This window comes from Streptomyces sp. NPDC058678 (assembly GCF_042714835.1).
Taxonomy (GTDB): Bacteria; Actinomycetota; Actinomycetes; order Streptomycetales; family Streptomycetaceae; genus Streptomyces.
Map to the genome: position 1 here is coordinate 21,653 of NZ_JBHXSG010000080.1, position 12,560 is coordinate 34,212.

Consider the following 12,560-nt stretch of genomic DNA (forward strand, 5'->3'; position numbering starts at 1 on the left):
GGCCGTTCCCCGGTCACTTGGCGGCGGACTGGGCCGAGCCGAGCGCGTCCTTCGGCGACGCCGATCCGCTCAGGGCGGACTGGACGGCCTTCCACAACTGCTCCGAGATCTTGGGGTACTTGGTGCCGAGGTCGTCGCTGGTGCGTCCCTTGGCCGCCTTGACCGCCTCGACCCAGGGCTTCAGCTGGGCGTTGGCTGCCACCTGCTTGTCCTGCACCTCTCCGGTGGGGGCCACGTAGGAGAGGGTGGTGTCGGTGTCGAGCAGGTTCTTGCTGTTGGTCAGGCAGGACACGAGCTTTTGCGAGGTGGCGTAGCGGCCGGTGTCACCCTGCACCGGGAGGGTGACGAACTCACCGCCCGTGGGGGCGGCGGCGCTGCCTCCGCCGGAGGCCGGGACGGGTATGACCCCGTAGTCGAAGCCGGCCTTCTCGGCATTGGCGAGCTGCCAGGTGCCGTTCTCGGCGAACGCGTAGTCGCCGCCGGCGAACTCCTGCCAGCTGGTGGTCTGGGTGTTGTTGATCACCGAGTTGGGCGCATAGCCATCCTTCAGCCAGTCGCTCCACAGCGACAACGCCGAGACGGCCTTGGACGAGTCGAGTTCGGTCAGCTGCGCGCCCGCGCCCCAGAACCACGGCAGGAACTGGAAGCTGCCCTCCTCCGTCCCGATCGCGGAGAAGGTGATGCCCTTCTTGCCCGCCGCCTTGACCTTCGCCAGCGCGGCCGTCAGTGAATTCCAGTCCTTGACCGAGGAGATGTCCACCCCGGCCGTCTTGAGCACCGCCTTGTTGTAGTACAGGGCGAGGGTGTTCGCACCGATCGGCGTGCCGTACGTCTTCCCGCCCGACTGACCCGCGGCGAGCAGGTTGGGGTCCACGGCCGAGGTGTCCAGCTTGCTGTCGTCGGTCGTGGTCAGCACCCCCGCCTCCGCCAGGGTCGACACCACGGGGTTGTCGACGATGAGCACGTCCGCGGAGTTGTCCTGCTGCGCCGCCAGCAGCGCCTTGTTCGTCAGATCACTGGTGTCGAACGCGGTCCGCTTGATCTTCACCCCGGCCTCGGTGCCGCAGCCGTCCAGCAACTTCGCCCACGCCGAGGACTTGTCGAACTGCGGGTAGGGGTCCCAGACGGTGTAAGTGCCGTTCGCGGCCGAGTCGTTGGCGGTGTCACTCGCGCCGGAGGAGCACGCGGTGGTGCCGGTGGCGACGGCTACGACGGCCAGGGCCGCGGCGGTGAGACGCCGTCCGGTGGGTCGGTTCATGACGCGTTCCTTCTTGTTTGTGGCATGCCGGTGCCGAGGCAGGGGCGAAGGGCCGGGGGAAGGTGTGTCGAACTACCGCGGCGGGCCCGCGCGTTCGGGGAGGGAGGAGAGGAGAGGACAGATGAGGAGAGGGGAGGGGAGGGGAGGAGAGCGGGTGTGCGGGGGCGTGCGGTCAGAGGGCGGTGCCGGCACCGGGTTCGAGCTCTGAGGGTGCGGGCCCGGTCCCGGCGGGCGCCGTGCTGGCGCGCAGCGAGATCGGCGGCCTGAGCAGGTGGTGCCGGGCGGGTGCGGCTGGGTTGTCGAGCCGCTCGACGAGCAGGTCGACGGCGAGGCGGCCCATCTGTTCCGCCGGCACGTCCGCGGCGGTGAGTTGCGGGGTCACCGTCTCCGCCCACCGGCCGGCCACGACTCCGGTGACGGAGAAGTCGCGCGGCACATGGCGGCCGGCCTCGGACAGCCCGCGGTAGAGCCCGCCGAGCGCGGCCTCGTTGAGCGTGACCAGGCCGGTGGTGGCGGGATCGTCGTGGAGGATCCGCTCCACACAGGCCTGCCCCGAAGCGGGATCGTCCCCGCAGCAGTACGTCCGGACGGTGAGCCCGCGTTCCGCCGCGGCCTTGGTGAACCCGTCGAGCCCACGGTGAGCCGACTCGTACCCGGCCCGCAGGAGCTGCTCGGGCCGGTTGACGAAGGCGATCCTGCGATGGCCCAGGTCCGCGAGGTGGTGGACACAGGCCGCCGCCAGCGCGGTGTGGTCCAGGCCCACCCACCAGCCGCCCTCCGGGTGGGCGGTCCGGCCGATGGCGACGGAGGGGAAGTCCACCGCGGTGAGGTGGTCGACCCGGTCGTCCTGCAGCCTGATCTCCATCAGGATCGCGCCGTCGACCCGCCGCTCGCCCAGCAGTCGCTGGAACGAGCGGTCGCTGTCCACACCGCTCGGAGAAAGCAGCACGTCGTAGTCGTAGGTCGCCGCGGCCTCGACGACGCTGCCGATGAAGTCCAGCTGCATCCCTGTGTAGTGGTTCCCGGCCGGCGGGAAGACCAGACCGATGGTGTTGGTCCGGCCGTTGGCCAGGGCACGCGCACTCGCGTTGGGCCGGTAGCCCAGCTCGTCGATGACCCGCTGGATCTTCTGACGGGTCTCGTCCGATACGGCGCGCTTGCCGCTCAGTGCGTAGGACACGGTGCTCCGCGAGACACCGGCCCGCTTGGCGATCTCACCGATGTTCACGGAACTCCTTGCTGGAACCGGTTCGACGACTCCTGGGTGGAGGAGCCTGCCGGTCCTGTGGGCTGGGGGCAAGAGGAGAAGGGGCGACGGTTTGTCGAACCGGTTCGCGTGAAGTGAAGGTAGGAGCAGTCCGGACGGACTGTCAACGCCTGCGGGGCATCTTCTGTAACGGCTCGGAAATTTTCGGGCCGGGGGTCGCGGCACGCTGCCCGCATGGCCCGTCGCCTCGTCTGATCAGCCAATCCCCTGGCTTCCGGGAGCGGGGTCCTGGCCATGCGGACCGCGCTGAACCCCCGCAGAAGTCCGTGTCGGAGGTATTGCTGGCCTGTTTCGCGGGTGCTAGCTTCCCCGAACCGGTTCGATGCCGTGGCGAGAGGCCCTGTGAACCGTCCTTACCAGGAACCCGCGCCACCCGCAGGGCTCGCCGAAGCCGAGACTGATGCCCTGAACTGCAACAACGCCCCCTTGTCAACGTGTGCCCAGAGCGCCGCCCGGCAATCGAACCGGTTCGACTACGAAACTGGAGACCGCAGTGCGACCAAGAACCACGAGAACCGGCGTTGTGATGGCCTCGGTCCTCGCCACCGTGCTCGCCGTGCCCTCCGCGGGTACGGCCCGGGCGGCCGAGCCGGAACAGCTCGTCATCGACCTCGCCACGGACACCGGCGCCTTCCACGGCGGCGCCAGCGGCACCCTGTACGGGGTCTACGGCGACGGAGTACCGAGCCGCAACCTCATCGAGGGCATGCACGTCCGCACGGTGTCCACCAAGGCGCAGGACGGTCCGCAGCATCCGGGAGCGGACGCCCTGGAGATCCTGCCGTCGTTCGTGGACTCGGGCGGCAAGGACGTCTACATCTACATGACCGACATCTACCGGGGCTTCCCGTACGAGTGGCCGGGAGCGGACGGTCCGGCGCGGCTCGCCGACTTCAAGGAGAAGATCAAGAAGCAGGTCCAACAGGTCCTGACCATGGGCGGCTACAAGGAGAACGTCGTCTACGTCCCCTTCAACGAACCCGAAGGGAACATGTTCGGCACCGGCAGGTGGAGCTACAACGGCATCTCCTGGCGCACCGACCCGCAGTACTACTTCGCCGCGTGGAAGGAGGCGTTCCAGCTCATCAGGAGCCTGGACCCGGACGCGCGGATCGCCGGCCCGAACACCTCCGTCCTCTACCCCGAGGTCAAGGGCTTCCTGCAGTACGCCAAGGCCAATGACGTCGTCCCGGACGTGATGACCTGGCACGAGCTGTCGTCGCCCGCCGCGGTGCGCACGAGCGTGGCGAAGTACCGGCAGATGGAGAAGGAGACCGGGGTCGGCCCGCTGCCGGTCAACGTCAACGAGTACGGGCACAACTACCACCTCTCCGTGCCCGGCCAGGTCGTCCAGTGGGTGTCCGCCATCGAGGAGTCGAAGATCGACGCCGACCTGGCGTACTGGAACATCGACGGCAACCTCAACGACTCGGCCGTGGAGGCCAACAAGGGCAACGGCCAGTGGTGGCTGTTCAACGCCTACGGTCAGATGTCCGGGCACACGGTCGCGGTGACCGCCCCGCACCCAAACCAGCAGTACACCCTCCAGGGCGTGGCCACGCTCGACAAGAGCAAGAAGCAGTCCAGGGTGCTGTTCGGCGGCAAGAGCGGTGACGCGGACGTCGTCTTCGACAACGTCGACCCGAAGCTGTTCGGGACGACGGTGCACGCCACCGTGCAGGAGATCCCCTGGACCGGACAGGTCGGCGACTCGGCCGAGCCGCTGCGGCTGGCGGACCGGGAGGTCGCGGTCGGCGCCGACGGCAGGGTGTCCCTGCCGATGACCGGCATGAACGCGATGTCCGCGTACCAGGTCATCCTCGCCCCGGGCGGGAACGGCGGGAAGCCGGCCACACCGTCGACGAGTTGGCGTACGACGTACGAGGCGGAGAACGCCACCTACACCGGCGGCGGCTACTCCAGGAACGGCCCTGAGGGCACGCCCTCCGACGTCGGCAAGTTCGCCACGTCCGGCAACTACAACGTCGGCGGGCTGCGCACCGGTTCCGACGGCGTGCTCGCCTTCGACGTGGAGGTCCCGCAGGACGGCACGTACGACCTGAGCGTCTTCGCCAACTCCTACAACCTGGACGCCCGGGTGAAGGAACAGGGGCCCACCAACGTCTTCCTGCGGGTCGACGGCAAGGACCCACAGGAGTTGCGGATGCCGCTCGGCTACAAGTGGGTGGTCTGGGGCCACACCGACACCACGGTGGAACTGACCGCCGGCAAGCACCGGATCACCCTCGCCGCGAAGGACGCGGACCTGGGCGTCACCAAGGGCGACGCGATCATCGACAAGCTCGACCTGGCCCTGCGCGACCAGAACGTGACCCAGTCGGCGATCTACGAGGCCGAGTACGCGACTCTCACCGGAGCTCGCCCCGTCTACACGCAGGCCGGGGCGTCGGGCCCGGGTACGGTGCCTCTGCCCAAGCGCGCTTCCGCGACCTTCTGGGTCCACTCGCCCACCGACGGCGAATCGACGGTGTCCGTCGACCACCTCGGCGGCGGCAAGGCAGGCCTGTCGCTCAACGGTGAGGAACTCGACCGCCCGAAGATCGGAAGCGGCGAGCCGGGTGCGGACGCGGTCAAGATGTTCCTGTCCGCGGGCATCAACAAGATCACCGTCACCGGCACCTCCCGTGAACTGGTGCTCGACCGGCTCAGGGTGTCGCCGTCCGAGGGCACTTTGGTGCCCACCGTGTACCAGGCCGAGGACGGCACCCTCGCCGGAGCGGCCAGAACGACCGACCAGTACACCTTCGCCGCGAACGGCAGGGCCGTCACCGACATCGGCAACGGCACCGCCAACTCCCTCACCTTCGACGTGACGGCCACCAGGTCCGGACGGCATGCGGTGACCATCCGCTACTCCAACGCCGAACAGGCGCCCGCCACCCACTACAACCCCGACCCGATCGCCCGGCACGCCGACCTCGCGGTCAACGGCGAACCTGCCCGCCGGGTGCTGTTCCCGACGACCTTCCACTTCAACGACTTCCGTGACCTCACGGTCCCGGTCACGCTGAAGAAGGGCACGAACCGGCTCACCTTCACGGCGGAGGAACTGCCGGACTTCAACGGCGACAGCCACAACCAGTACGACCAGCGATCCCCCTACGCGCCGGTGATCGACCAGATCGCCGTCACACCCCTGACGCAGAAGTAGCCCTCGAAGCCCGAGCGCGGTGGGCGGGTGACGACTCGCCCGCCCGCCGCGGGGAGAGGACACGGGCCCGGCTCGGCGCCGCGTGGTGTCAGGGCCGCGAGGCGTCCGGGTCGGGCAGTGGCGTCGTGGCGAGCTGTCTGGCCTCGTCGGCCGGCAGGCCGAGCATGCGCAGCAGTTGCTCGGCGACCTGGTCGCACGCGCGGTCATCGACGAGTTCGGGGTCGGACAGGGACAGGTGCAAGGTGGCCAGCAGGGAGCCGGCCACGGTCGCCAGGGCCAGCCGTGTGTTCTCCACCTGGAACCGGCCCGCCGCGACGCCGTCGCGGATGTCGCGCAGGGCGCGGGGCGCCAGGCCGTGGTCGGAGTCGATGTACGACAAGCCGTGGCGTACCAGCACCTTCGCCATGTCGGGGTGCGAGCGGTTCACGCGCAGCGCCAGACGGACCGACTGGGCGAAGGCGGCCGCCGGGTCGTCGACGTCGGTGCTGAGCTGGTCGAACAGCGCCCCGGTTTCCTCCAGTACGTCGTCGACGGCTGCCTCGAAGAGCTCGTCCTTGCTGGAGAAGTGGTTGTAGAAGGAGCCGAAGCCGACGTCGGCGGCTTCGGTGATGCTCTGGATGCTCGCGTGGCGAGCGGTGTCGTCGGCCAGCATCGCCCGTGCGGCGTCGATGAGTTTCTGGCGGGTCTGGGCCTTCCGGCGTTCCAGCCGGGACGCCGGCTTCGCGTCGTCAGAGGCTCCCGAGCGTGCTGACTTCATGGCCGCAGTCTAAGCGATCACATGTCTGATGGAATCGTCAGTAGCGAACTGGCGGTGCACCGGGAGCAGTTGGCATGGTGCGGTCGCTTGTTCACGGCGCGAGGACCGGGTCCGCACCAGGACCTCGCGCCGCTGCATCGTCGGCAGGTGTCAGAGTCGCTGCCACAGGGCCGGCGTGCGGGCGGGCTGCCAGCCCCCCTGCGCCTGATGTGCCTGCAGGCACTGGTAGGAGACGCCGTCGTGGGTCACGCGCGCTCCGATCTCATAGACCTGCCCCGTGGCCCAGCCGCCCGACTGGCCGTCCTCGGGGGCGGACGTACCGCTCTCGTCCGTGCTGGTCGTGAGGGTGAGGCCGTACTCGCCGAGCAGCGGGTTGATGGGCTGGTAGAAGGTTGTTCCACCCCTCGTGCAGTCGCCGGAGCCGCCCGACGTGACGCCCTGGGCCTGGGTTCCCGAGACGTAGGGGCCGCCGGAGTCGCCCCGTTCCGCGCACACCGTCGTGCGGGTCACGCCGTCGACGGTGCCCTCGGCGTAGCTGACGCTGGTGTCGTGCTGCTGGATCGTTCCGCAGTGCCAGCCCGAGGTGGAACCGGACCGGCAGATCGCGGCGCCCGCCAGGGCCTGCACCGAGCCGGCGGTCTGGATGTTCTGGTCGCCTTCCCCCTCGACGTCGGGCGTCGCGATCCAGTCGCTGTTGACGCCCACCCACGCCATGTCCTGGCCGGGGAAGACCGAGGCCTGGAAGGTGCCCTGGTCGACCCTGTTGTAGCCGGCGGTCCTGGCCCCCGCCTCCCCGCAGTGGCCGGCCGTGGCGAACCCCTGTTGGTCGCCCTTGGTGACGGCGAATCCCACGGAGCAGCGAGCCAAGTCGTCGATGTAGTAGGCGTCACCGCCCCGGATGTCGTACAGGGCGCGAGGCCGGTCCGCCGACACCTTGACGTTCACGACCCCCCGGCCGACGCCGGCGGCCGCGACGAGCCTGTCCGCGGCGGCACGGCTCGTCGCCTGCACCGTCACCCGATTGGTCCGCACGTCGACGTACCGAACCGGCGTGTCGAGGGCCCTGCCGGACACGGCCCCGTCCAACTTCACCTTGACCTTCCTCAGGTCCTTCAGCGCGGTCCTGACGACCGCAGCCCGCGCTCCACCGGCCTCGATGGCGGCAACGTCCGCCGCGTCGGTGGTCGCGACGGTCAGGTCGGCGGAGGTCGCGCCGCGCACCCACGCGCCCGCGAAGCGCTTGCCCAGCGCGTTCTGCAGCCGACCGGCGCGCGCGCCCGCCTCCGCCTCGTTCACCAGGCGCGTCCTGGCCTGGGCGTCCGTCAGGCCCAGGTCGCGCTCCAGTGCGCGCAGGACCACGGGCGACGGACTGGCGGCGCCCAGTGTCTCGGCGGCGGTGGGCGCGGGGGGCTCGACGGCCGCGGCTTCGGGCAGCCCCGCGAGCACGAGTGCGCCGAGCACCGTCAAGGCGGCACAGCCGACTCCGGCGTGTCTGTGGACCATCAGGTGTCTCCTCGGATTTCGGTGGCAGAAGGGCCTCGAAACCCTAGGTTTTGCCGAAAAGGGCTCAGAAGAAGTCCGCTTCGCGGCCGTTCCGCGCATCGGACGACATGATGGGCCCGCCCGGCGGAGTACAGGATGCTGACGGACCGACATACCGGGTAGTGGTGCTCACACGGGCTGGAGACCAGGGTTGCCGGCCTCCGTCACGAAGGACGCGGCGGTCGTGATCGGCGAGCCCGGCGTCGTCACGGCGGACACGGTCCTGAAGTCGGCCCGTGCCGCCTGACGGTCCAGTTCGACCCTCACATAGCCGCGCTGCCCGTTGTAGAACTTCAGATGCGGGTTGGCCTTGAGATAGGTGTCCCAGTTGGAGGGCCTCTCGACGCCGTCCCTGCCGCTCGCGACGGACGTGGCGACGATCTCCGTGCCCAGGGTCGTGGACGCCGGATCGTCGAAGTCGTCCTTGATGTCGAAGGCGTAACCGACGTGCACGTCCCCGGTCATCACCACCAGGTTCTCGACCCCGGCCGACCTCGCCCCGTCGAGGATCCGCCGACGCGAGGCCCGGTAGCCGTCCCAGGCGTCCATGGACATCTTCGCCTCGGCGTTGAGGTCGAGTTTGCGCTGCGAGAAGCAGACCTGTTGCGGCATCACGTTCCACAGGGCCCGCGAGGCGCGCCAGCCGTCGATCAGCCAGCTTTCCTGCTCGGCCCCGGTGATGGTGCGCGACGGGTCGTCCACCTCGGCGCCGAGAACGTGTTTGGTGTCGCCGTACAACTGGTCGGAGCGGTACTGCCGGGTGTCGAGCACGTCGAACTGGGCGAGCGTGCCCCACTGGAGCCGACGGTAGAGCTGCAGGTCAGGACCGCTGGGGAACTGTGCGCTGCGCAGCGGCTGGTTCTCCCAGTAGGCCCGGTAGGCGGCGGCGCGACGCAGCAGGAACACCTCCGGCGGGTCGTTGTTCTCGCTGATGGAACCCGCATAGTTGTTCTCCGTCTCGTGGTCGTCCCAGGTGACGATGAAAGGGTGCGCGGCATGGACCGCCCGCAGGTCCGGATCGCTCTTGTAGAGGGCGTAGCGCAGCCGGTAGTCCTCCAGGGTCATGGCCTCATGGTTGAAGACGTCGGGCAGCTTCCGGTCCGTGTAGTTGCGTGCGCCGCCGGTGGAGTTCACGGCGTACTCGTACAGGTAGTCCCCGAGATGCAGGACCACGTCGACGTCGTCCTCGGCGAGATGGCGGTGCACCGTGTAGTACCCGTCGTGGTACGCCTGGCAGGCGACGGCGGCGTACGTGAGCGTCGCGGCGGCGGCGGCGGTGGTGGCAGGCGCCGTCCGGGTACGGCCCGTCTCGCTGATCCAGGCTCCGGTCCTGAACCGGTAGTAGTAGACGCGGTCGGGCTCGAGGCCCTCGACGTCGACGTGCAGGGAGTGGCTGTACTCGGGATAGGCGGTGGCGGCGCCGCTGCGGACGATCAGGGCGAAGCGCTCGTCGACGGCCACCTCCCACTGGACGACCACGTACTGCTCGGGCAGACCGCCGCCCGGCTCGTACGGGGCCGGGGCGAGCCGGGTCCACAGCAGCACGGAGCCGGGGAGCGGGTCTCCGGAGGCGATGCCGAGCGTGAACGGATCGGAGGAGATCCTCGCCGCGTCGAGCTCGCGTGAGCCTGCCGCGCCCCGGGCCGGCAGGTTGGTGGTGAAGGCAAGGGCGGCGGCCGCTGCGGTGATCGTGAAAAGGCGGCGCCGCCCGAAGTGCCTGGCGGCGGCACGCAGTTCGGGGTCGTGTCGCGAAGAGGTGTCCTGCAGCGGCGATCTACGACGGCCTGTCGAGGCCATAAGGTCTCCTCTCGCGGTTGTTGCACGAAGGATCTGTGAGCTACGCACGGCAAAGCGGTACGAAGTGGACGTCCGAATGCTAAGCAGATGAAGATCGTAATTACGGCAGGCGCGGGATCCCGAGAGCGTCGGGGCCGTCTTTCGTGCCGCGGGTCGGCCCGCCGGTGTCGATCAGAAGTGCGTGGAGATCCCGAAGGCACGGCGCAGTTGTGCCATGTCGTGCCGATCGCGTTCCGACGGCTCGTATCCCTGGTGGAAGTAGACCTGCTGCTCGGCGGACAGACACGGGACGGGCACTCCCTTGATCGTGCCTGTCACGAAGCACGCGGAGGGGTAGGGGAAAGGACGGTCCGGTTCGGGTGATGCCTGTTCGGCTGAGCCGTCGTCGGAGAAGACGAGCGGGTGGAGGTCGATCTCTCGCCCGTCGGGAGCCGTCACGACGAAGCGGATGGGCCTCCAGTCCAGGCTCTCCGCGAAACCCGCCTCCGAGAGGGCTGCCGTCACAGTGGCCTCCTGGTCCAGCCGGTGCATCAGGTCAAGGTCACGGTGGTTTCGGGTCTGCTCGCCGATCAGGGCGTCGATCCCCCATCCGCCACCGATCCAGACGTCCACGTTCGCCCGCCGCAGCAGGGCCAGGACGATCAACACGTCGTCGGCTGTCATCACTCGAGCAGGCTAGGGCCGCAGCAGGCAACGTCTGTGGCAGTGGGGGAGCGTGCCGGGCGTCGCGACGGGGCGAACGTTGCCTGCCGCGGCACTGGAACCGTTCGCCTCGTTCGCGGCACGCTCCGGCGCCGTCCGATCGCCGAGGAGGACGCTCGGGACGCCGGAAGACCCCCGGCGGCGGCGCGCGAGGCTGCGGCCCGATGCGGCTGTGAGCAAGCACACTCGGCGCGGCAAATATTCGTGGTCGAGGAGGATTTGGCACCCGGAGCGCGCTGCGGCGGGGTGCACCCCCATCGACTCGGCCATCCCTTCTGTCACGATGGTCCGCGCCGTGACCGACTCGGTGGAGTGACCGCGCAGCGCAGCCGGCGTCCCTCGGTTTCGCTGACCTGTTCGACCTTCTGCCTCGCCACCCGGGTATCGCACTGTGTCTTCCGTATCTCCTCCTTCCCCTGCCCCCGCCTCTGCCTCGAACCTTGCTGCGACTCCGGCCAAGGAGGCGTCACGCTCGCCGTGGCGGTCCCTGCGGTACCGCAGCATGCGCTGGTGGTCCGTCGCGAACTTCGTGTCGAACGCCGGCACCTGGATGCAGCTCACGGTGCAGAACCTGCTCGTGCTCCAGATCACCGGATCCGCTGCCGCGACCGGTCTGTCCATGTCGGTCCAGGCCGCTCCCGCCCTGTTCATGAGCCTGCTGGGCGGTGCGGCCGTAGACCGCTGGCCGCGCAAGCTGACGGCCGCCGTCAGCCAGGCCCTCCTCGGCGTCGTCGCCTTCACGACCGCCGTGCTCGTGGTGCTGGACCGGCTCGACATGACGACCTTGCTGGTGCTGGCCGCGGTGACCGGCGCGATCGCCACCGTCGACGGTCCGGCCTGTGCCCTGCTGGGCAACGACCTCGTTCCCGTGGCGGACGTCCCCTCCGCCATCGGCGTCGGCGCGCTGGTGCACAACGCGGGCCGGCTCGTCGGCGCGGCGCTGGCCGGGGTGACGGTGGGCCTGCTGGGCACGTCCGCCGCCTACGCGGTCAACGGGCTGTCGTTCCTGTTCGTCACCTCGGTCATTCCGTTTCTGCGGCCGGCGCACGGCGCGGCCGGGCATGCCGCGTCGGACCAGCAGGACACCGCGGAACCGCGCGACAGGCCTGGCACCTCGAAGCAGCGCGACAAGCGTGACGACATGAGCGTGCGAGAAGGGCTGGTCTACTTCGCGCGTCGGCCCCGCCTGGTCGCGCTCGCCGGTGTCACCGGCATCAGCGCGGTTTTCGGACGCAACTACGGACTCACCCTCGCCGTGCTGGTCACCGGGCCGCTCGCGGGCGGCCCGGGGGCGTTCGGCACGGTCTCCACCGTCCTCGCCGCCGGCGGCATCCTCGGCGCGGTCCTCGGCGCCCGGCTGCGCAGGCCCTCGGTCCGGCTCGTGGGCACCCTGGCAGCCGCGGGTGCGTTGCTGCAGGTGGTGGCGGGGTTCTCGCCGACGCTGGCCGTGCTCCTGGTACTCGTCCTGCCCATGGCCGTGGTGGAGTCCCTCTCCGACACCGCGGGGACGGCCGTCCTGCAGACCGATCCGCCCGCCCATCTGCGGGGACGGGTACTCGGCGTGTGGAGCAGCATCGGCACCGTGTGGGGCCTGGGCGGTCCGCCGGCGCTGGGCCTGCTCATGGAGATGGCGGGAGCGCGTGGGGCCCTTGTGGCGGGCGGTCTGATCATCGCCGGCTCGATCGGTGCGGGCTTCGCTCTGCGTGCCCGTCGGATCCCGCAGCCGGTGGCTCTGCCGTCGAAGCCGGGCGACGTGACGGCGGGGCGGGAAGCGCTGAGCACCGCCGCCTGACGGGCCGGGCCGGGCCAAGGACCGCGCCGCCATCCCCAAGCCGGTGGTGGCCGCGATCAACGGACCCGCTCTCGGCCGTCCGGCCGGGGATGCCCGGGACCCTCGCGCGCCTCTCCAAGAGGGCACTCGCCCTCCCGCCGGCGGGTCCGCCGTCGCCCCGCGACCCCGACGGTCGTCGCTAGTGACCTGAGTCAGAGATTCGTCGGCAGTAGGCGGCTACTTTGTCGAGGATCTCGTCAGCGGTCTTCGTCCAGACGAAGGGTTTCGGATGCT

Annotated in this window: 8 protein-coding genes; 2 read left to right on the top strand and 6 right to left on the bottom strand. The window is 69.7% G+C overall.

The genetic code is table 11. The features are described 5' to 3' along the window. Positions 1-13 precede the first annotated feature (13 nt). Together ACFWWR_RS42030 and ACFWWR_RS42035 are read right to left on the bottom strand one after the other, a co-directional pair. Positions 14-1,258 (bottom strand): extracellular solute-binding protein, encoded by a 1,245-nt coding sequence (locus ACFWWR_RS42030; RefSeq protein WP_383875636.1) that lies wholly within the window; start codon positions 1,256-1,258, stop codon positions 14-16. 172 nt (positions 1,259-1,430) lie between these two features. Continuing rightward, the gene (locus ACFWWR_RS42035; protein WP_383875638.1) at positions 1,431-2,486 is read right to left on the bottom strand and encodes a LacI family DNA-binding transcriptional regulator; all 1,056 of its coding nucleotides are present in this window, start codon (positions 2,484-2,486) and stop codon (positions 1,431-1,433) included. A 565-nt stretch (positions 2,487-3,051) separates the two neighbouring features. Here ACFWWR_RS42035 and ACFWWR_RS42040 point away from each other — a divergent pair. Then, positions 3,052-5,697 (top strand): cellulosome protein, encoded by a 2,646-nt coding sequence (locus tag ACFWWR_RS42040; protein WP_383875639.1) that lies wholly within the window; start codon positions 3,052-3,054, stop codon positions 5,695-5,697. An 88-nt stretch (positions 5,698-5,785) separates the two neighbouring features. Here ACFWWR_RS42040 and ACFWWR_RS42045 read toward each other — a convergent pair whose 3' ends face one another. From ACFWWR_RS42045 to ACFWWR_RS42060, 4 genes are all read right to left on the bottom strand, one after another. Next, positions 5,786-6,454, bottom strand: a complete 669-nt coding sequence (locus ACFWWR_RS42045; protein WP_383875641.1) for a TetR/AcrR family transcriptional regulator — start codon at positions 6,452-6,454, stop codon at positions 5,786-5,788. A gap of 150 nt (positions 6,455-6,604) precedes the next feature. After that, positions 6,605-7,957, bottom strand: a complete 1,353-nt coding sequence (locus ACFWWR_RS42050; RefSeq protein WP_384309354.1) for a carbohydrate-binding protein — start codon at positions 7,955-7,957, stop codon at positions 6,605-6,607. Positions 7,958-8,125: 168 nt separating this feature from the next. Further along, the gene (locus tag ACFWWR_RS42055) at positions 8,126-9,793 is read right to left on the bottom strand and encodes an alkaline phosphatase D family protein (RefSeq protein WP_384309357.1); all 1,668 of its coding nucleotides are present in this window, start codon (positions 9,791-9,793) and stop codon (positions 8,126-8,128) included. Between the two features lie 171 nt (positions 9,794-9,964). Beyond that, on the bottom strand, positions 9,965-10,456 hold the full coding sequence (locus tag ACFWWR_RS42060) for a nucleotidyltransferase domain-containing protein (RefSeq protein WP_383875647.1): 492 nt from the start codon (positions 10,454-10,456) through the stop codon (positions 9,965-9,967). 541 nt (positions 10,457-10,997) lie between these two features. Between ACFWWR_RS42060 and ACFWWR_RS42065 the strand changes: the two genes are divergently transcribed. After that, entirely contained in the window at positions 10,998-12,287 is a 1,290-nt protein-coding gene (locus ACFWWR_RS42065; protein ID WP_383875648.1) for an MFS transporter, read from the top strand. Positions 12,288-12,560 lie beyond the last annotated feature (273 nt).

What these genes read in the sequence shown, in the direction of transcription:
- ACFWWR_RS42065 (WP_383875648.1), top strand. Translation starts at nt 10,998, where the DNA reads ATGCGCTGGTGGTCCGTCGCGAACTTCGTGTCGAACGCCGGCACCTGG.
- ACFWWR_RS42060 (WP_383875647.1), bottom strand. Translation starts at nt 10,456, where the DNA reads ATGACAGCCGACGACGTGTTGATCGTCCTGGCCCTGCTGCGGCGGGCG.
- ACFWWR_RS42050 (WP_384309354.1), bottom strand. Translation starts at nt 7,957, where the DNA reads ATGGTCCACAGACACGCCGGAGTCGGCTGTGCCGCCTTGACGGTGCTC.
- ACFWWR_RS42045 (WP_383875641.1), bottom strand. Translation starts at nt 6,454, where the DNA reads ATGAAGTCAGCACGCTCGGGAGCCTCTGACGACGCGAAGCCGGCGTCC.
- ACFWWR_RS42030 (WP_383875636.1), bottom strand. Translation starts at nt 1,258, where the DNA reads ATGAACCGACCCACCGGACGGCGTCTCACCGCCGCGGCCCTGGCCGTC.
- ACFWWR_RS42055 (WP_384309357.1), bottom strand. Translation starts at nt 9,793, where the DNA reads ATGGCCTCGACAGGCCGTCGTAGATCGCCGCTGCAGGACACCTCTTCG.
- ACFWWR_RS42040 (WP_383875639.1), top strand. Translation starts at nt 3,052, where the DNA reads ATGGCCTCGGTCCTCGCCACCGTGCTCGCCGTGCCCTCCGCGGGTACG.